At 72.3% G+C, this 18,266-nt stretch carries 14 protein-coding genes, 1 tRNA gene and 1 pseudogene; 2 read left to right on the forward strand and 14 right to left on the reverse strand.

The window, feature by feature from the left end; translation table 11 throughout:
- Positions 1–42: 42 nt before the first annotated feature.
- The 6 genes from ACIRPU_RS36600 to ACIRPU_RS36625 form a co-directional block, all read right to left on the reverse strand.
- Positions 43–834, reverse strand: a complete 792-nt coding sequence (locus tag ACIRPU_RS36600) for a S16 family serine protease (RefSeq protein ID WP_403875171.1) — start codon at positions 832–834, stop codon at positions 43–45.
- Positions 835–939: 105 nt separating this feature from the next.
- Positions 940–1,590, reverse strand: coding sequence for an IclR family transcriptional regulator (locus tag ACIRPU_RS36605; RefSeq protein ID WP_020132430.1), 651 nt, complete (start codon positions 1,588–1,590; stop codon positions 940–942).
- A 336-nt stretch (positions 1,591–1,926) separates the two neighbouring features.
- Complete coding sequence (locus tag ACIRPU_RS36610) at positions 1,927–3,729, reverse strand: DEAD/DEAH box helicase (protein WP_403875173.1); 1,803 nt, start codon at positions 3,727–3,729, stop codon at positions 1,927–1,929.
- Positions 3,730–3,910: 181 nt separating this feature from the next.
- On the reverse strand, positions 3,911–4,279 hold the full coding sequence (locus tag ACIRPU_RS36615) for a type II toxin-antitoxin system death-on-curing family toxin (protein WP_384120079.1): 369 nt from the start codon (positions 4,277–4,279) through the stop codon (positions 3,911–3,913).
- Positions 4,279–4,476, reverse strand: coding sequence for a hypothetical protein (locus ACIRPU_RS36620; protein ID WP_384120081.1), 198 nt, complete (start codon positions 4,474–4,476; stop codon positions 4,279–4,281). Before ACIRPU_RS36620 ends, ACIRPU_RS36615 begins: the two co-directional genes overlap by 1 nt.
- Before the next feature lie 63 nt (positions 4,477–4,539).
- Positions 4,540–6,021 carry an MFS transporter gene (locus tag ACIRPU_RS36625; RefSeq protein ID WP_403875174.1) on the reverse strand — a complete coding sequence of 494 codons (1,482 nt, stop codon included), beginning with the start codon at positions 6,019–6,021 and terminating at the stop codon, positions 4,540–4,542.
- A 220-nt stretch (positions 6,022–6,241) separates the two neighbouring features.
- On the opposite strand from ACIRPU_RS36625, the gene ACIRPU_RS36630 reads away from it, so the two are divergent.
- Positions 6,242–6,313: transfer RNA gene (locus tag ACIRPU_RS36630), tRNA-Cys, on the forward strand.
- A gap of 842 nt (positions 6,314–7,155) precedes the next feature.
- On the opposite strand, the pseudogene ACIRPU_RS36635 reads toward ACIRPU_RS36630, so the two are convergent.
- From ACIRPU_RS36635 to ACIRPU_RS36645, 3 genes and pseudogenes are all read right to left on the reverse strand, one after another.
- Positions 7,156–7,290 (reverse strand): annotated as a pseudogene (locus ACIRPU_RS36635) (site-specific integrase); the annotation flags it as partial.
- Between the two features lie 176 nt (positions 7,291–7,466).
- A complete protein-coding gene (locus ACIRPU_RS36640; protein WP_403875176.1) occupies positions 7,467–7,877 on the reverse strand; it encodes a hypothetical protein in 411 nt (136 codons plus the stop codon).
- A 66-nt stretch (positions 7,878–7,943) separates the two neighbouring features.
- On the reverse strand, positions 7,944–8,867 hold the full coding sequence (locus tag ACIRPU_RS36645) for an alpha/beta hydrolase family protein (RefSeq protein ID WP_403875178.1): 924 nt from the start codon (positions 8,865–8,867) through the stop codon (positions 7,944–7,946).
- A 397-nt stretch (positions 8,868–9,264) separates the two neighbouring features.
- On the opposite strand from ACIRPU_RS36645, the gene ACIRPU_RS36650 reads away from it, so the two are divergent.
- Entirely contained in the window at positions 9,265–11,640 is a 2,376-nt protein-coding gene (locus ACIRPU_RS36650) for a lamin tail domain-containing protein (RefSeq protein WP_403875274.1), read from the forward strand.
- 39 nt (positions 11,641–11,679) lie between these two features.
- Here ACIRPU_RS36650 and ACIRPU_RS36655 read toward each other — a convergent pair whose 3' ends face one another.
- From ACIRPU_RS36655 to ACIRPU_RS36675, 5 genes are all read right to left on the reverse strand, one after another.
- Entirely contained in the window at positions 11,680–12,915 is a 1,236-nt protein-coding gene (locus ACIRPU_RS36655) for an SUKH-4 family immunity protein (protein ID WP_403875180.1), read from the reverse strand.
- Between the two features lie 186 nt (positions 12,916–13,101).
- Positions 13,102–13,242, reverse strand: coding sequence for a hypothetical protein (locus tag ACIRPU_RS36660; protein WP_403875182.1), 141 nt, complete (start codon positions 13,240–13,242; stop codon positions 13,102–13,104).
- On the reverse strand, positions 13,239–15,548 hold the full coding sequence (locus tag ACIRPU_RS36665; RefSeq protein ID WP_403875184.1) for a xanthine dehydrogenase family protein molybdopterin-binding subunit: 2,310 nt from the start codon (positions 15,546–15,548) through the stop codon (positions 13,239–13,241). Before ACIRPU_RS36665 ends, ACIRPU_RS36660 begins: the two co-directional genes overlap by 4 nt.
- The gene (locus ACIRPU_RS36670) at positions 15,545–17,344 is read right to left on the reverse strand and encodes a 2Fe-2S iron-sulfur cluster-binding protein (protein ID WP_403875186.1); all 1,800 of its coding nucleotides are present in this window, start codon (positions 17,342–17,344) and stop codon (positions 15,545–15,547) included. Before ACIRPU_RS36670 ends, ACIRPU_RS36665 begins: the two co-directional genes overlap by 4 nt.
- Positions 17,341–18,234 (reverse strand): FAD binding domain-containing protein, encoded by an 894-nt coding sequence (locus tag ACIRPU_RS36675; protein WP_355701659.1) that lies wholly within the window; start codon positions 18,232–18,234, stop codon positions 17,341–17,343. Before ACIRPU_RS36675 ends, ACIRPU_RS36670 begins: the two co-directional genes overlap by 4 nt.
- Positions 18,235–18,266: the final 32 nt, after the last annotated feature.

An 18,266-nucleotide genomic window follows, 5' to 3' on the forward strand; every position in this document is an offset into this window, starting at 1 on the left:
GTCAGTCGACGCGAACACCCGGCCGTCGCCTGGTAGTGGCCGCTAACAGCTCGGGACCGAGCCCTTCCCCTTCTCCAGGGCCGTCAGTGCGGTCACCGTGCTCTTCAGGGTGGTGACCGGGATCAGGCGGAGGCCCTTGGGCAGTTCGGCCTTGGCGTCGGCGCACTCGGCCTTCGGCACCAGGAAGACGGTCGCCCCGTCGCGCCGGGCGGCCTGCGTCTTCAGGGCCACGCCGCCGACCGCGCCGACCGTGCCGTCGGCCTCGATGGTCCCGGTGCCGGCGATCGTGCGACCGCCGGTGAGGTCGCCGCCGCTGCCGTCGCCGTCCAGCTTGTCGACGATGCCGAGCGAGAACAGCAGCCCGGCGCTGGGGCCGCCCACGTCGGACAGCCTCAGCGTGACCTTGATGCCGTCGTCGGTACGGTCGAGGTACTTCAGCGCGGCCTCGGTCGCGGCGTCCTGGGACTGCCGCATCTGCTCGGTGTTGTGCTGCTCGATCTCCTTGGTGCTCTCCCCGCTGGGGTAGACGGAGTCGCGCGGCATGATCGCCTGGTCGGCACGGAACCAGCCGTCGACGACGTCGGAGAGCCTGACCTCGGTGTCGGGGTTGGTCGCCTCGATCGTCGTCATCCGCAGCTGCCCGCTCGTGCTCCGGACGGGCGCGCCGGTGATCGTGATGACCGGGGTGCCCTTGTTCTCGCCGAGGACGTTCGCCGTCATGCCCGGCTGCGCCACCGAGAACGGCAGCGGCGCGAACGCGGCCGTCGCGAGCAGCGCCACGAGCGGCAGAGCGCAGACGGTGAGGGCCTTGGGGCGCGAGAGGCGTGAGAGCACGAGGTCAATCTAACGTGACGACGTGTTCCGGCTCGCGGCTGGATGTCGTCCGGCCGACCGCGAGCCCCTCCCGGCGTCAGCGCCGGGCTTCGGCGCGGTGCGTCGTCAGCGCAGGGCCTCCGCCACCTCCCGCGCCGCGTCCACGACCCGTGGCCCCACCCGCTCGGGCACCGCGTCGGCCAGCATCACCACGCCCACGCTGCCCTCGACGCCGGTCACGCCCAGCAGCGGAGCCGCGGCTCCGCTCGCGCCGGCCTCCAGCTCTCCGTGCGTCAGCGTGTAGCCGGGTTCGTCCGCCGGACGCGCCGGGTTCTGCCGTGCGAAGAGGATCGCCCGGCCGGCGGCGCCCCGGTCCAGCGGGTGGCGGAACCCGGCCCGGTAGGCCACGTGGTAGTCCGTCCAGGTCGGCTCGACGACGGCGACGGCGAGCGCCTCCGTCCCGTCCACCAGGGTCAGATGCGCGGTCGCGCCTATGTCCTCGGCCAGCGACCGCAGTGCGGGCAGCGCGGCCTCCCGCACCAGCGGATGCACCTGGCGGCCGAGCCTCAGCACCCCGAGGCCGACCCTGGCTCGCCCGCCCAGGTCACGCCGTACGAGTGCGTGCTGCTCCAGTGTGGCGAGCAACCGGTACACAACGGTCCGGTTGACGCCCAGTTTGTTGGAAAGTTCGGTGACGGTCAGCCCGTGGTCGGTATCGGCCAGCAGCTTGAGGACCTTCAGCCCTCGATCGAGCGTCTGGGAGGTCTCCGCGGTCACGACGCCCACTCCTTAAGTGGTGAGGTCGGCAACCTCCGTCGCGGCGGATGCGTCACCGAGTCCCGTCAGTGACGCGCTTCAGAGGCCGCCGATCGACAAATGGGCCCGGCGTGTCCGGGCCCAGTCGCTTCACGGCTGCGCTCCGCGGCGGCGCTGCCACGGGGCGTGTGCGTAGCGGGACAGTAGCGAAGCAGGTTCGCTGAGCGGAAGGCTCCGTCCAGAATCCGGTCATTGGCCGGGATGGACTACTTGCATTTATCCCGATACGTACGGAGCGTGACGCCATGGCTCGCGCCCCTGTCAGGGGCCAGGGGGCGCGGATCACCGACCAGGACCTCACTTCATCCGGGTCGCCCACTCCTGCACCTTGGCGATGCGCTGGCGCAGCTGTCCCGCCGTCGCCTCCGCGCTCGGCGGACCACCGCACACCCGCCGCAGCTCGGTGTGGATCACCCCGTGCGGCTTGCCGCTCTGGTGGACGTACGCCCCGACCATCGTGTTGAGCTGCTTGCGCAGCTCCATCAGCTCCTTGTGCGAGACGACCGGCCGCCGCTCGGCGGGCAGCTCCAGCAGATCGGCCTCGGTGTCCGGCTTCTTGCGGCTGTGCGCGATCTGCTTGGCCTGCCGCTTCTGGAGCAGCATCTGCACCTGGTCGGGCTCCAGCAGACCCGGAATGCCGAGGTAGTCCTGCTCCTCCTCGCTTCCCGGGTGGGCCTGCATGCCGAACTCGGCGCCGTTGTACATGACCCGGTCGAAGACGGCCTCGGACTCCAGCGCCTCGAAGGCGAACTGCTCCTGCTCGCCGGTGTCCTCGTCCTGCTCCTTGTTCGCCTCGTCCATCTCCTGCTCGGACTCGGCGTACGGATCCTCCTCGCCCTCCTTCTTGGGCTTGTCGAGGACGTGGTCGCGCTCCACCTCCATCTCGTTGGCGAAGGTGAGCAGGTCGGGCACGGTCGGGAGGAAGACGGAGGCGGTCTCGCCGCGCCGCCTGGATCGCACGAAGCGCCCTACGGCCTGGGCGAAGAAGAGGGGCGTGGAGATGGTCGTCGCGTACACCCCGACGGCGAGCCGCGGCACGTCGACGCCTTCCGACACCATCCGCACCGCGACCATCCAGCGGTCGTTGCCGCCACTGAAGTCGTCGATGCGGCTGGACGCGCCGGTGTCGTCGGACAGGACGAGCGTCGCCTTCGTCCCGGTGATCTCCCGGATCAGCTTGGCGTAGGCGCGGGCGGAGTCCTGGTCGGAGGCGATGACGAGCGCGCCGGCGTCCGGGATGGCCTTCCTGACCTCGGTGAGCCGCTGGTCGGCGGCGCGCAGGACGCTCGGCATCCACTCGCCGCGCGGATCCAGCGCCGTACGCCAGGCCTGGCTGATCGCGTCCTTGGTCATCGGCTCGCCGAGCCGCGCCGCGATCTCGTCGCCCGCCTTGGTCCGCCAGCGCATGTTGCCGCTGTAGGAGAGGAAGATGACGGGCCGGACGACCTGGTCGGCGAGCGCGGACCCGTAGCCGTACGTGTAGTCGGCGGCCGAGCGCCGGATCCCGTCGTTGCCCTCCTCGTACGTCACGAAGGGGATGGGATTGGTGTCGGAGCGGAACGGCGTGCCGGTGAGCGCGAGGCGACGGGTCGCGGGTTCGAAGGCCTCGAGGCAGGCCTCGCCCCAGGACTTGGAGTCACCGGCGTGGTGGATCTCGTCGAGGATGACGAGGGTCTTGCGCTGTTCGCTCCGGTTGCGGTGCAGCATCGGGCGGACGCCGACACCCGCGTACGTCACGGCGACGCCGTGGTAGTCCTTGCTGAGCGGGCCCGCGCTGTACTCGGGGTCCAGCCGGATCCCTATCCGCGCGGCCGCCTCCGCCCACTGCTTCTTCAGATGCTCGGTCGGCGCGACCACGGTCACCTGCTGCACGACATGGTGGTGCAGCAGCCAGGAGGCGAGGGTCAGCGCGAAGGTCGTCTTGCCGGCGCCGGGCGTGGCGACGGCGAGGAAGTCGCGCGGCTGCTCCTGGAGGTACTTCTCCATCGCCCCCTGCTGCCAGGCCCGCAGCTTGCTCGCGGTGCCCCAGGGGGCTCGGCCCGGGAAGGCCGGTGACAGGTGGTGGGAGTGGGAGGTGGAGGAAGCGGCGGTGGTAGTCACGGTCTCCGGGTTCGGGGTCGAATCAGAGGGGCCGCGCGAAGCGCGTCGGACGGGGCGGTGGGGCTGTCGGCTACGTATGACAACCGGGCCACCCTACCGGCGGCCCGACGCCGTCAACGAGCGAACGAGGGCGGGTCGTGTGCGGGTGGGATCGAGGTCACAGAAGACGGGCGGCGCCGGATCAGCGGGCGAAGCGCGGCAACCGGGCCGCGATCCCGGGCACGTCGAGGGCGCCCTGGCACACGTCCAGCACGAACCGCTCGGCCTCGTCCACATCGAAGTCCACAGCCAGTGGATGACCGTCCAGGTGCAGATAGACCCAGGTCGCGTACCAGGCGATGCGCTTGTTGCCGTCGACGAGGCCGTGGTTGCGGGCCAGGGACTCCATCAGCGCCGCGGCCTTGCGCCATACGTCCGGGTACGCGTCCTGCCCGAACACACTCGCCCGGGGGCGGGCCAGCGCGGAGTCCAGCAGTCCGTAGTCGCGCACCTCGTCCGCCCCGAGGCGCTGGGTGAGGTTCAGCAGCTCGGACAGGGTGAGGTGGTGCATCAGGCGAGCCTCCGGTTCAACTCGGCGCTGGCCTTCAGCACGTGCTCGGCGGCCTCTTCGAAGAGCCGCGCGTGCTCGTTCACGGCCTTGATCACCGCGTCGTGCGCGAAGGCCTGCATGCTGCGTCCCTCCGCCTGTGCGCGCTCACGCAGGGCGTCGAGTTCCTCGTCCGTGAAGCGCAGGTTCAGTCCGGCCATGCCGCGACGGTACCGTCCGGTACCACGTGGTGTCATCGCGATTCCGCCCGGTACCACGTGGTGTCAGCGCGATTCCGTCCGCAGCCGCGTCGTCACCCAGGCCCCGAACAGCGCGACGGCCGCCATCGGCAGGAAGACGGCGGCGAAGGCGGCCGGATGTGAACCACCGGACGTCGTGGCCGCCGTCGTGGCCGCCGTCGCGTGCGCCACGCTCCCGCCGCCGAGCGCCGCGAAAGCGGCGCCTCCCGCGGCCAGCAGCAGGACGTTGGACAGCCCGTCCGAGATCTGCAGGGCGGCGGAGTTCGCCCCGGCCTCCTCAGGGGCGGACAGCTGCAACAGCAGCACGCTGCTGGAGGAGATCACCAGCCCCATCCCCAGGCATCCGAAGCCCCACGCGACGGCCACGGTCCAGACCGGCACGGAAGGGAGCAGGACACTGGGCGCCGCGGCGATCGCGGCGGCCGCCAGCACCATCCCGAGCGCCATCAGCCGCTCCCGGTACGGCACCGCCCACGGCCGTGACTGCACCCACGACCCCAACGCCCAGGTCGCCCCGCCGGCCGCGAGCGAGAACCCGGCAAGCGTCGGGCTCAGCCCCCGCTGCGTCACGAGCATCAGCGGCACGAAGGACTCGGCGGCGATGAAGGAACCCGCGGCCACCCCGCGCAGCAGCACGACGGACGGCAGCCCGCGGGCCGCCCGCCAGGTGCCGCGCGGCAGCAGCCCGAGCACGGCGGGCACGAGCAGCGCGAGTCCCGCGGCGCCGGGGACGAGGGAGACCGGCCGCAGATCCTGGGCGGCGTACTGGAGCAGTCCGGCACCGAGGGAGATCCCGAGGGCGAGCCGGATCCGCCGCCGGTCGAAGGCGCCGGGTGCCGTGCCCGCCACCGGCCCGCTCGCCCGCCGCCGTATCTGGGGCAGCGCGAGCGCGAGCGGAAGCACCACGAGGGCGGGTATCCCGAGGAAGACCCACCGCCACCCCAGCCGCTCGGTCACCGCGCCGGCGGCCAGCGGCCCGACCACGGACGGCACGACCCAGCAGGCGGCGAACGCGGCCATGATCGCGGGCCGCAGCCGCTCCGGATAGGCCCGCCCGACGACGACGTACAGGGCCACGATCACCAGCCCCCCGCCGAGCCCCTGCACGGCCCGCCCGAGGATGAACACCCACATGCCCCCGGCGCTCCCGGAGAGGAGCAGCCCGGCCGCGAAGGCCGCGATGCCGCCGCCCAGCGCCCCGAGCGGGCCCCGCCGGTCCGACCACTGCCCGGCGAACACCATCCCGAACAGGCTGGTGGTGAAGTAGCCGGAGAACGCGAACGCGTACAACGCCACCCCGTCGAGCTCCCGCGCCGCGACCGGCATCGCGGTCCCCACGGCGGTCGCCTCGAAGGCGATGAGCAGCACCACGGAGACGATCCCGATGGTCAGGGCCCGGTGGGAACGCCCGAGGACGGTCTCGTCGGTCTCACCGTCCCGCTCCGCGGCGGCGCAGGACAGGACGTCGTCGGCGACACCGGTGTCGCGGGGTTCGAGGGCAGCCATGGTCGCCAGCGTAAGGTCCACGACCGAGTTTGACCCCTGTCGGAAGACGGTCCGCGCCCGGGACGATGGTCCTACGACCACCGTCCCGCACCCCCGTTTCATGAACGGCGTGTGGCAGTCCCATTGCAGCCCCCGCGTCCCCCTTGATCCCTTTCCCGCCCCACCCGTACGGTCGACGTACCAAGTTCGGAACGGGGCCTGACACCCCCACACCCGACCTGGCCGTGTGCCCGAGTGGCTTAGGGACTCGCCTGCAAAGCGAGGCACGTGGGTTCAATTCCCGCCACGGCCTCTGACTGGCCTGACCAGACAGAACGAGAGGGCGGCACTCCTTCGGGGGTGCCGCCCTTTTGGTGGTCCGTCTCAGTTCCCGCGGGAGCCCAGTTCACAGCCGCCCACCCGCACGATTCCTGAATGCTCATCAGACACTGATGTCCGCGAGGATCGTGACACTCATACGCCCCAGAAAGCTACATGGGGAGGTGCGTTGAGCTGCTCAGCTGACACCAAGTCACAAGGAAAACATCCGGCATAATTGCGCATGTACAGCAACTTGAGCCATAAGAGATGGAATTTTGAACAAGGGCTACCGAGATGACAGGCGTTGATTCGGTACCTACCATGAAATTACATAAATGACCAACTGGGCCACATCTTCGATCTAAGACTTGACCCAGACTCCCAGAGAAGGAGGCCAGATCATGAGAGTCAAACAGTTCCTCGCACTGATTGTCGGTCTGGCGGCGGCAGCGTCTCTGATGGTGCTTGTCCCATCCACTGCAGCCACAGCGTCTCCAACGGCGTCCGTACCGACCATTTCAGCGAAGGCCCCGTGCCCCAATCCTGCAAGGGACCCGATTGGGGCCATCCTCTGCACGGCACACAATGAAGGAAAGACGCTGACGAGGTACTACTGTGACGTCGCGTTTTCCTGGAGCCCCACACTGCACAGGATCTGCTACAGCCTCGTTGGTTGAACACGTCACCAACGGACTTCGACGACTACGCCACGCCTTACGGGTCTCGGGCGACCTGCCGGTTGACGAGGCCGCCCGAGACGGGGTCGGAGTGAGGCCACCGCCGCAGCCCCTCTCGTGCCTGTTTCACTATTACCCAGCGACTGCTATTGGCCGGCCCTTCCTCCTCGCCGCCTGAGCCGCTCTTACTCGGCTGCCAAATAAGAACATCAACCTGCCTCGCGATGCCCTTTCGGACGGCATCGACCATGTGCTGATAGCGAGCGGCCATTGCGGTCGTCGACCAACCCATTTAGCGCCCCGTTCACCGCCGTACGCGCCCCGCCTGGGACCCAAGGGCCGTCTCAGTTTCCGTCTCATTCATCGCCGTGCCCGAGCGTCCAGGGCCGTTCGCTCAGCCATGCCTGGTCCAGCGCGCGTACGGGAACGAAGGGCGGTACCCCCAAGGGGGTGCCGCCCTCCCTGTTGTCAGCCTGCGGAGCAGAGGCCGCCGTCCGGGCAGAACATCACCCAGGTGAAGTTGTAACCGGTGCGGATGGTGACGGGGTTCGGCGTGGGGCCGTCGTTGGTGTGCGAACCCGAGTCGGGGGTGGCGGTGAAGGTGACCGTCGTGCCGACCTCGAAGCTCGCGGTGCAGGTGCCGGTCGGGTAGGGCTGGGGTTCGGGGTCGGTCGCGTACGGGTCCCACGCCGACTGGTGGCAGTGGATGCCGGCGGGCTGGCTGGTGATGGTGCCGCCGCCCCAGCCGTCGCTGACCCACGCGGACAGTTGAGCGGTGGACTGAGCCTGAACCGGTGCGACGGAGGCGATCGCGGCGGCCGTGGCCAGTGCGGTGACGAGTCCCGCCGCACGCCAGGCGCCCTTTCCGTTCTTCCTCATGGAAGCTCCTCGAATCGAACCATGCCGACCCCCTACGACCAGCCTATTGGCCCCCTCGGGTGGGTGCTACAGGAGCTGCCGGCCGCCCGCGTGGCCTGTGATCCACCGGGTCAGGCCGGTGAGGTAACCGGGTGCCGGGCGGGTGCCGTGGGCCGGGCGGATGCGGTGGTCGGCGCCGGGGAACACCTCTGTGGTCAGCGTTGCCCGGTGGTGGCGGTCGGGGCGGCAGGCCGCGGTGCCGAACCGGTGGATGCTCTCGGCGACGGGTACCAGCGGGTCAGCGCCGCCGAAGATCGCCAGGTGCGGGCAGCGTAGACGCAGTGTGTCCGGGACGGGGTCGTGGTCCTGCTTGCGCTTGAGGAACTCCCAGAGCCGGTCGTCCACTTCGGCCCAGTAGTCGCCCAACCAGGCCGCCTTCCCAGCGGATTCGACGAGGCGCTGCACCTCCGTGAAGCCGGCGCCCCGGCGGCCCGCTTCGACGAGGCGGTCGAAGAGGGCCAGGGAGCCGTCGATGTCGACGTCCTGCCGCGCTGATCGCCGCTCACGCAGGGCGCTGGACAGCGCGTGGCGTTCCTGGGCGGCCGGAGTCACCCCCGGGCAGCTGTTGGTGATCACCCAGGGCGGGCCGACCCGGGCGGTGGTTGCCGCGCGCAGCACGACCCAGCCGCCCTCGCTGTGGCCGAACAGGCCCGCCGCTTCCGGCCGCACGCCGGGTTGCGCACGGAGGAAGTCCAGCGCGGCGACCGCGTCGGCCGCCAGGTCGTCCAGGGTCGCGTCGCGCCACTCGCCCGAGGATCCGCCGACACCGCGTTTGTCGTAGGACAACACGGCGATACCGGCGTCCACGAGGTATCGGCGGATCGGCGGAAAGTATGTGTCGTTGTGCCGGTCCGACGGCCCGGACCCACCGACCATGACCACGCCCGCCATGACCTCACCCGCCATGGTCATGCCGCCCAGGCCATGCCCCGCCGTAGCCGTATCGGCCATAGCCGCATCCGCCCCCGTCCGATCCGCCCTGGCGGCATCCGCCCCAACCGCATCCGGCGTGGCCGCGCCCGGCCACCCCGCGTCGCGGCCCGGCGGCGTCAGGGAACCGGCCAGACTCACCGGCCCGCTCGGGACAGTGACCTCATGTGAGACCGGATCCATCGGCATCAGGCAGGCCTCCCTGTTTCGGCGGCGCACACTCCCCCACCGGAGCAACACACCTTTCCGTTCCCCCGATTTAACCTACGACCCCTTAACAAGCCCCTCTCTACGCGCGTAACTTGAGCCGACTCCCCCACACCGCCACCGGCCGTACACGACGACGTACGAGGAGATCTCCAGCGTGTCCAGATCCGTAGGGAACAGACCCCGCCGTGCCGCCTACGCGCTCATATCCGTGGGTGTGGCGAGCGCGTTCGCCATCACCTCGCTGCCCGCCGCCTACGCGACGCCGTCCGCCACCGCGGTGATCTCCGAGGTGTACGGCGGCGGCGGGAACTCGGGGGCGACCCTGACCCGGGACTTCGTCGAGCTGGGCAACGCGGGGTCGGCCGCCTATGACCTGGGCGGGTACAGCGTGCAGTACCTGCCGGGTACGCCCTCGGCGTCCTCGCTGTGGCAGGTCACGGCGCTGAGCGGGGCCGTCGCGCCCGGCGGGCGTTTCCTCGTCGCCGAGGCCGCCGGGACCGGGGGGAGCACCGCGCTGCCCACCGCCGACGCCACCGGGTCGGTCGCCATGAGCGCCACCAGCGGCACCATCGCGCTCGTCTCCGGCACCACCGCCCTGACATGCAAGACCGCCGCCGACTGCGCCGCCGACGGGCGGATCGTCGACCTGGTCGGTTACGGCAGCGCCCTCGTACGGGAGGGCAGCGGGCCTGCCACCGGGGCCTCCAACACCGCCGCCGTCGCGCGGGGCGCCGCGCTGGGCGACACCGACGACAACGCCGTCGATCTGTCGGCCGGCACCCCCTCGCCCGTCAACTCCGCCGGACAGACGCCCGGTTCGGGGGACGGCGGCGGGGGCGGTGACGGCGATCCGACCACGCCCGGTACCGTCCGCGTCCACGACATCCAGGGCACCACCCGGCTCTCCCCGCTCGCCGGGCAGACCGTCAGCCGGGTGCCGGGCATCGTCACCGGGGTGCGGACCTCCGGGTCCAAGGGGTACTGGATCCAGGATCCGGCGGCGGACGCCGACTCCCGCACCAGCGAGGGCGTGTTCGTGTACACCGGCTCCGTCACGCCCACCGTCACCGTCGGTGACTCCGTGCTGGTCGGCGGCAAGGTCAGCGAGTACTACCCGAGCAGCACCAGCCAGTCGGTCACCGAGCTCACCGCGCCCACCGTGACCGTGCTGTCCGGCGGCAACGCGCTGCCCGCCGCCGTCGCCCTGAACGCCGCCGACGTGCCCGCCGCGTACATCCCCACCGCCGGTGGCGGCAGCATCGAGTCGCTCGCGCTCGAACCGGGCGTGTACGCCCAGGACTTCTACGAGTCGACGGAGGGGATGCGGGTCGCGTTCTCCGACGCCCGTGTCGTCGGCGCGAGCGACGCGTACGGCGAGCTGTGGGTGACCGTCAAGCCGGACGAGAACGCCACGACCCGCGGCGGGACGCTCTACTCCTCCTACGACCAGCCGAACACCGGTCGGCTGGAGGTCATGTCGCTCGACGCCACCGCCTCCTTCCCCTCGGCCGACGTCGGCGACGAACTGTCCGGCACCACCACCGGGCCGCTCGACTACTCCACCTACGGCGGCTACAACGTCCAGGCCACGCAGCTCGGCACCCTGGTCGACAACGGGCTGAAGCAGGAAGTGACGCGTCGGCAGAAGAGCGACGAGCTCGCGGTCGCCACGTACAACGTGGAGAACCTGGACGCGCTGGACGCCCAGGAGAAGATCGACCGGCTCGCGCACGGTGTCGCCGTCAATCTCAACTCCCCCGACGTCGTCGCCCTGGAGGAGATCCAGGACGACAACGGCGCCACCAGCGACGGCACCGTCACCTCCGAGGCCACCCTCAAGCGGTTCACCGACGCCATCCGCGCCGCCGGCGGCCCCCGCTACCAGTGGCGCTACATCGCCCCCACCGACAACCAGGACGGCGGCGAGCCCGGCGGCAACATCCGTCAGGTCTTCCTCTTCAACCCCAAGCGGGTCTCCTTCACCGACCGGGCCGGCGGTGACGCCGTCACGGCCACCAGCGTGGTGAAGACCAGGAAGGGCGTGCGGCTCACCGCCTCCCCCGGGCGCATCGACCCGGCCTCCGACGCCTGGGACAACAGCCGCAAGCCGCTGGTCGGCGAGTTCGTCTTCCACGGTGAGACGGTCTTCGTGATCGCCAACCACTTCACCTCCAAGGGCGGCGACCAGCCCCTGCACGGCCGCTACCAGCCGCCGTCGCGCAGCTCCGAGACGCAGCGCCAGGCGCAGGCGGCCGAGGTGAACTCCTTCGTCAAGTCCCTGCTCGCGGCCGACAAGAACGCCAAGACCGTGGTGCTCGGCGACCTCAACGACTACGAGTTCTCGCAGACCGTCACCACCCTCACGGCCGGCAAGGTCCTCAAGCCGCTGATCACCACCCTGCCCGCCGCCGAGCGGTACACCTACGTCTACGACGGCAACTCGCAGACCCTGGACCACATCCTCACGAGCCCGGCCGTCACGCACTACGACTACGACGTGGTGCACATCAACGCCGAGTTCGCCGACCAGGCCAGCGATCACGACCCGCAGGTCGTACGGATCGACGTCAGCCGGTGCCGCTAGGGCTGACCGTGGAGCAGGACGATCGATGTGGGCGCGGGGCTACGCGTACAGGCCTCCGCCCGCCTCGTCCTCGAAGACGCCCGGCCAGTACCGCAGGCCGTCGTCCGTGGGGACGGCGGCCACCGGGGTCGGGTCGCAGGCGACCGGGTCGACCGCGGCCAGGGTGCGGGACATCGTCTCGGCGAGCTGGTCGTAGGCATCGGTCAGCCGGTGCACCGCGTCCAGGGCCCGCTCACGGCGTATCAGCCACAGGGTGAACGCCAGCGTCGAGGTGTCGGCGTTGAGCGGGCGCAGGCCGAGGTCCGGCTCGCTCCAGCTCAGCACCGCGCCCGTGGCGCCGTCGACGACCAGGCTGGTGTCCTCCAGGAGACGGCCCAGCCGGATCAGCCGGTCGGCGTTCGCGGGCAGCCGGTCCTCGGTGAGGGCGCCGCCGCGGTCGTCCGCGTAGTACTCGGCGAGGGTCTGGAGCGGCATGTCCGTCTCCAGCGAGAACCAGACGACCTCCTCCGGCAGGCCCACCTCGCGCAGGAAGCGGCGGGTCGGGGCGTGCGTGAGCGCCCTCGGGCAGTCGACGTCCTCGAAGCGGACGACCTCGCCCGAGCCGAACTCCTCGTCCAGGAGGCGGACCGGCAGGTCCAGGGCCAGCCCGGACGTCGTGCCGGGGCCCGCGACCAGGGCCAGCGGGCGGATCACCGCGGCCAGCTTCCAGAAGGGGCCGGACGCGCCGCCCGTGTCCTTCGCGCCCTCCTCGAAGACGGCCAGCAGCTGCCGGGACGCCTCCGCCACCGCCTTCGGCCCGAGCCGGCTCGCGTAGCAGGCGAACTGGCCGCGCAGGGCCGCCAGTTCGTCCACCGCGGTCGCGAAGCGCACCAGCTTCTCCAGGGAGGGCGCGAGCGGGCGGAGGTCCATCAGGTCGGGGCGGTCGTGCAGGAAGTACGTCGTGGAGATCTCGCCCGTCATGCCGTCGAGCAGGACGGACTCCGTCTCCCGGCCGTCGGCGCCCAGGAGCCCGCCTATCACCAGCCGGTCGCGCAGCTCCGCCGCCAGACGGCCGTCGGGGTCGCCCGTGGAGTCCCCGACCGTGCGCAGGCCGTCCGTGCGCAGCGCCTCGAACGTCAGCAGGCCGCCGTCACCCGCGGTCGCCGGCAGGCCGGGGCCGGTGAGCCAGCGGCGCGTCGGCGCGTGCGTGACGTACGGGTACAGCTCGTCCTCGGTGAAGACGATCGTCGAAGTGGCGGTGGTGGTCGTGCTGGTCCTGGTCCTGGTCGTGCCCATCGGGTCCCCCGTGCGGAAGTTGCGTGCGCCGTCCCACTGCTCCGCAGCCTATGCGGCACCACTGACAACGGCTCTGACCAGCGACAGCACCCTGCACCCTGACAAGCACCCAGCACACCCGACACCGGTCCGCACTGACAGACGTCCGGGCGGCCTCGCGGGTTCCCTTTCCGGCCCGATCGCCCCTCAGGTGAGGTACACGCCGCCGAGCACCACGACCAGCGCCGCCACCACGAACAGCAGGATCCAGCCCAGCAGCTTGCCCACGCTGGGCGGGGGTTCGTACCGCGGGGAGTCCGACGGGGAGTCCGGCTCCGGCTCGCTCACCGGTCCGTCACCACCGCCGCCTGCGGCCTTATCGGCAGCCGGTTCACCGGGCGGCCCGTCGCGGCCCGCACGGCGGAGGCGATCGCCGCGGGCGAGGTCACCACCGGGACCGCGCTGGCGGCCTTCGCCCCGAACGGGGCGACCACATCGCGTTCCTCGACCAGCTTGACGATCCGGATGTCCGGGGCGTCCAGGGCCGTGGGCAGCGCGTAGCCGGTGAGGTCGGGGTGGCGGATCAGGCCCCTCGGCGTGCGGAGGTTCTCGGTGAGCGCGATGCCGACGCCCTGCGTCACACCGGCCTCGATGCGGGCGGTGAGCTGCGCCGGGTTGAGGATCCGGCCGACGTCCTGGGCGACCGCCAGTTCGACGACCCGGACCGAGCCGAGCTCGATGTCGACGTCCACGACCGCGCGGATCGCGCAGAAGGCAAGGCCGACGAAGGCGTCGCCCTGGCCGGCCGCGTCCAGCGGCTCGGTCGGGTGCGGGCGGCACTGGGCCGTCGCCCAGAGTTCCTTGCCCTGCATCTCCTCGGTGACGGTCGTCGACAGGACGCCGTCGTACGAGGTGATCTTGCCGTCCGTGATCTGCAGCAGCTCCGTGGACATGCCGAACTTGTGCGCCAGGGGCTGGAGCAGCTGGGTGCGGACCATCTTCGCCGCGCGCTCCACCGCGCCGCCCGAGACCCATGTGTGGCGGCCGCGGCAGCCGGGGCCCGCGGGGGGCTGGTCGGTGTCGACGGGGGCCACGTGGACCTCGTCGACGCCCAGCGTCTCCTGGACGATCTGGCGGGCCAGCGTCGTGAAGCCCTGGCCGGTCTCCACCGCGGCGCACAGGACCGTGGCGACACCGTCCTGGACCTTCACGGTCGCCGTGGAGACCTCGTCGGCGCCCTCCGCGCCCAGCATGTGCACCATGCCGAGGCCGTAGCCGACGCCCCGGCGCACCGCGCCCGGTTCGCCCGCGCCCTCGGGGCCGCCGGGCAGCAGCCAGTCGTCCTCGGGCGTGTCCTTGGGGAGCGCCGGGAGGGGGAACTCCTGGACGGCCTGGAGGAGTTCGGCCACCGGGGCCGGGCAGGTCACCGTCTGGCCGGTCGGCAGGACGTCCCCGGTCGCCATGGCGTTGCGCAGCCGCAGCTCCGCCGGGTCGACGCCGAGCTTCTTCGCCAGCTTGTCCATCTGCGCCTCGTAGGCGGCGCAGACCTGCATCGCGCCCTCGCCGCGCACATGGCCGGACGGCGGGTTGTTCGTGCGTACCGCCCAGCCCTCGATGAAGGCGTTCGGGACGACGTAGGGGCCGCAGGCGAAGGAGACGGCGGCGGCCAGGGCCTCGGCGGAGGTGTCGGCGTACGCGCCCGCGTCCAGCAGGATCTGCGCCTCGACCTTCACCAGCCGGCCGTCGGCGTCGGCGTGGTGGCGGTAGCGCAGCAGCGTCGGATGTCTGTGGGCGTGGCCGAGGAAGGACTCCTCGCGCGTGGCCGTGAGTTTCACCGGGCAGCCGGTCTTCAGCGCGAGCAGGCCGAGCGGGAGTTGGAAGCCCTGGTCCTCACGGTCGGCGGTGGCGCCGGGCACCCCGGTGACGACGATCTTCACGCGCTCGGGTTCGAGGCCGTAGCAGGCGGCGGCGGTGTCCCGGTCGGCGTGCGGGTCGGTGGAGGCGAGGTAGAGCTCCACACCGCCGTCGGGACGGGGCACGGCGAGGCCGGCCTCGGCGCCGATGGGGGCCGGGTCGGCGCGGCCGATGCGGTATTGGCCCTCGACGACGACCTCGCCGGACGCGGACGGGTCGCCGTGGTGCAGCGGGATGTGCCGGATCAGGTTGCCGTCGGGGTGCAGCGCCTCCGCCTCGAAGGCCTGCTCGGGGTCGATCACCGGGTCGAGCACCTCGTACTCGACGATGACGGCCGCGGCGGCCATCCGCGCGGTGTCCGGGTGGTCGGCGGCGACGGCCGCGATGGGCTCGCCGTGGTGGCGTACGACGTCGGAGGCGAACACCGGGCGGTCGGCCTTGCCGCGGCCGTGCAGGATGCGGCCGGGGACGTCCTCGTGGGTGACGACGGCCCGGACGCCGGGCATCTCCCGCGCGTGGGACGTGTCGATGGACACGATGCGCGCGTGCGGGTGCGGCGAGCGCAGCACGGCCGCCCACAGCAGGCCCTCGGCCCACAGGTCGGCCGCGTACGGGAAGGTGCCCTCCGTCTTGGCGCGCGCGTCGGCGGGCTGCAGGGAGGCGCCGAGGCCGTGCGGGATCGGCTCGGAGGCCGGGGTCGGGTCCACGGCGGTCGTCGTGGTGACCGTCTCGTTGCTCACGCCTGGCCTCCGTCCTGGCCCTGCCCGTATGCCGGGTCATGCGGGTGGGGCTGTGCAGGGTTCTCGAACGCCGACGGGTGGACGCCTCCGGCGCCCGGCCCCGCCTGGTGCGGAATACGTGCCTCGTCGCCGTCCGACTCGGCGTCGGCGGCGGCGATCGCCTCGCGTTCGGCGACGACGTCCTTGACGGCCCGCAGGACGCCCCGGTAGCCGGAGCAGCGGCACAGGTTGCCGCACAGGGCCTGGCGGGCCTCCAGTTCGGTGGGGGCGGGGTTGCCCTCCAGCAGGTCGTGCACGGTCATCGCCATGCCGGGCACGCAGAAGCCGCACTGCACGGCGCCGCACCGGGCGAGCGCCCGCTGCACGTCCGAGGGCTGTCCGTCGACGGCCAGGCCCTCGACGGTGCGGATCTCGCTGCCGGCGGTGGTGACGGCCGGGACCAGACAGGAGGCGACGAGCCGCCCGTCCACCTGGACGTTGCAGGCCCCGCACTCGCCCTGCGAGCAGCCGTCCTTGGCGCCCGCGAGGCCGAGCCGCTCGCGCAGGACGTAGAGCAGCGACTCGCCGATCCAGGCGTCGGTGACGGGGCGGTCGGAGCCGTTGACGCGCAGCGTGTAGGCGGCGAGGGGGTGTTCCTCGTGGAACGGCGCCGGGGCGTCGTCCGTCTCGTCCGTCTCCTCCGCCTGCTCCACGGGCCCGTCGGACTCGGCGGCCTCGGTGGACCGCGGGGGGGCGGTGTCGGGGGCCGCGTCCGGCTCGGGATCGTGTGCGGTGTCCGCGGTGGCGGACCGGTCCTCGGGCGCCTCGGCCGGGCCGCGTGCGGCTCCGTGCGGGGCGCCGGGTTCGACGGGCGGCTCCGCGGGGCCGTGGGCGGCCTCAGCGGGCTCGTGAGCGGCCTCGTGGGCGCGGTGGGCGTCCTCGGTCGCCTCGGCGCTCCGCTCGGCCTCAGCGGCCCGCTGAGCGGCTCGCTCGGCGGCTTCCAGGGGCCCGTTCGGGGCCACCGTGTACGCCTCGGCGGAGATCTCCGGGGCGAACGTCCCGGTCGGGTGCGGGTGCTGCCCGGTGTGCTCGGCGGTGGGGTGGTGCCGGTCGGGGTCCACGGCCCCCGGGCCGTGCTCCGGCGCGTGCCCGAACGCGGGCAGGTCCGTCGCGGGCCGCGCGGCCTGGTCGGCCTCGTCGGGGTGCCGCCCCCACGTCCGGTCGCTCGCGCCGTGGTCCGCCGGACCGGCCGGTTCCGTCGCCCAGGGCGCGGACGCGCCGCCGGGCAGGGTGGCCGGGGGCGTGCCGCCCCACTGCTCGACCAGGGCCGAGGTGGTGAACTCGCCCGACTCGTCGGGCAGGTCGCCGCCCGCGACGGGGATCGACCACTGGCCCGTCACGTCGTGGCCGGGCGCGGACCGCGGTGCGCCCGACGACCCGGAGGTGTCCTCGAAGGCCCACTGGCCGGTCGCGCCGGGGTGGTACGTGAACCGGTCGTCGCCCACCGTCTGCGGGGTGCCCTGCGGGGCGGGCCAGTCGGAGCCGCCGGCCGGGGCCGCCCAGGTTCCGGTGCCGTCCGTGGGGGGCGCCACCGCTATCTGCGGCGGCACGTACCCGTGGCCGGGCGCGGCGAGCGGACTGTCGCCGCGGGCGGCCAGGAAGGCGTCGATGCCGCCCTCGGGGAGCTTGACGAAGGCGGTCGCGCCGTCGTCGTAGTCCCCTTGGGGCAGCGGGTCCCAGCGGCCGCCGCCCTGCGGCGCGCCCTGGCCCTGCCCGTCTTCCTGTCCGTGTCCGGGTCCGTGCTGGTCGTCGCTCACGACAGCGCCCTCCCCAGTGCTCGTCGGGCCAGCGCGGCGACAGTGCGCCGCAGGTGCAGTACGGCGGGCGGAAGTTCCGGTACGGAGCCGTCCACGCCCGGCACCGGGTCGGGGATGCAGGCGGCGGCGACGTACTCCCCGAAGGCGGTCAGCGCCTCGGGGACGATGGTGCGGCTGTTGTCCCAGTCGATGAGCCGGGCGACCCACTGCTCGGCCTCCAGCGGCCGCAGCGGCATCGGCGCTATGGCTCCGACGGCGCACCTGACGCCCCGCCGGGCGGGGTCGAGGACCAGCGCCACGGAGGCCACCGCACGGCCCGGTCCGGTGCGGCCGGTCGCCTTCAGGAAGATCTGCGGCGCGTGCAGCAGCGGCACGCGCACGTACCCGATGAGCTCGCCGCCGCGCAGCATCTCCATGCCGGCCAGCAGGTGCGACACCGGCATCTCGCGGCGGGCTCCGCCCGGGCCCACGATGATCAGGGTCGCCTCCAGCGCGGCCAGCACGGGCAGCGCGTCGCCCGTGGGTGCGGCCGAGGCGATGTTGCCGCCGAGGGTGCCCGCGTTGCGGATCTGCGGCGGGCCCGCGGCGCGGGCGGCCGCGGCGAGCGCCGGGATCAGGGCGGCGAAGTCGGGTCGGCCCATGCGCGCGTGGGTGAGTCCGGCGCCGAGCAGCGCGTGGCCGTCCTGGTACTGCCAGCCGCGGATCTCGCTGATGCGGCCGAGGCCGACCAGTCCGGTGGGCCTGAGCTGTCCCGAGTTGACGGCGGCCATGAGATCGGTGCCGCCGGCCACGGGCACGGCGGCGGGCATGGCGGCGAGCGCCGCCACGGCCTCGTCCAGCGTCGTGGGCAGCGTGACGGCCTGCCCCGCCTGCGGTGCGTGCGTGGTCAAAACCGGCTGCCCCTTCCCGCTGCCCCACCTGG

It is taken from the genome of Streptomyces sp. NPDC102259, from assembly GCF_044766465.1.
Taxonomy (GTDB): Bacteria; Actinomycetota; Actinomycetes; order Streptomycetales; family Streptomycetaceae; genus Streptomyces.

Coding starts and splice junctions, on each gene's coding strand:
- ACIRPU_RS36615 (WP_384120079.1), bottom strand. CDS start 4,279: ATGCACCACCTCACCCTGTCCGAGCTGCTGAACCTCACCCAGCGCCTC.
- ACIRPU_RS36625 (WP_403875174.1), bottom strand. CDS start 6,021: ATGGCTGCCCTCGAACCCCGCGACACCGGTGTCGCCGACGACGTCCTG.
- ACIRPU_RS36645 (WP_403875178.1), bottom strand. CDS start 8,867: ATGGCCGATACGGCTACGGCGGGGCATGGCCTGGGCGGCATGACCATG.
- ACIRPU_RS36640 (WP_403875176.1), bottom strand. CDS start 7,877: ATGAGGAAGAACGGAAAGGGCGCCTGGCGTGCGGCGGGACTCGTCACC.
- ACIRPU_RS36655 (WP_403875180.1), bottom strand. CDS start 12,915: ATGGGCACGACCAGGACCAGGACCAGCACGACCACCACCGCCACTTCG.
- ACIRPU_RS36620 (WP_384120081.1), bottom strand. CDS start 4,476: ATGGCCGGACTGAACCTGCGCTTCACGGACGAGGAACTCGACGCCCTG.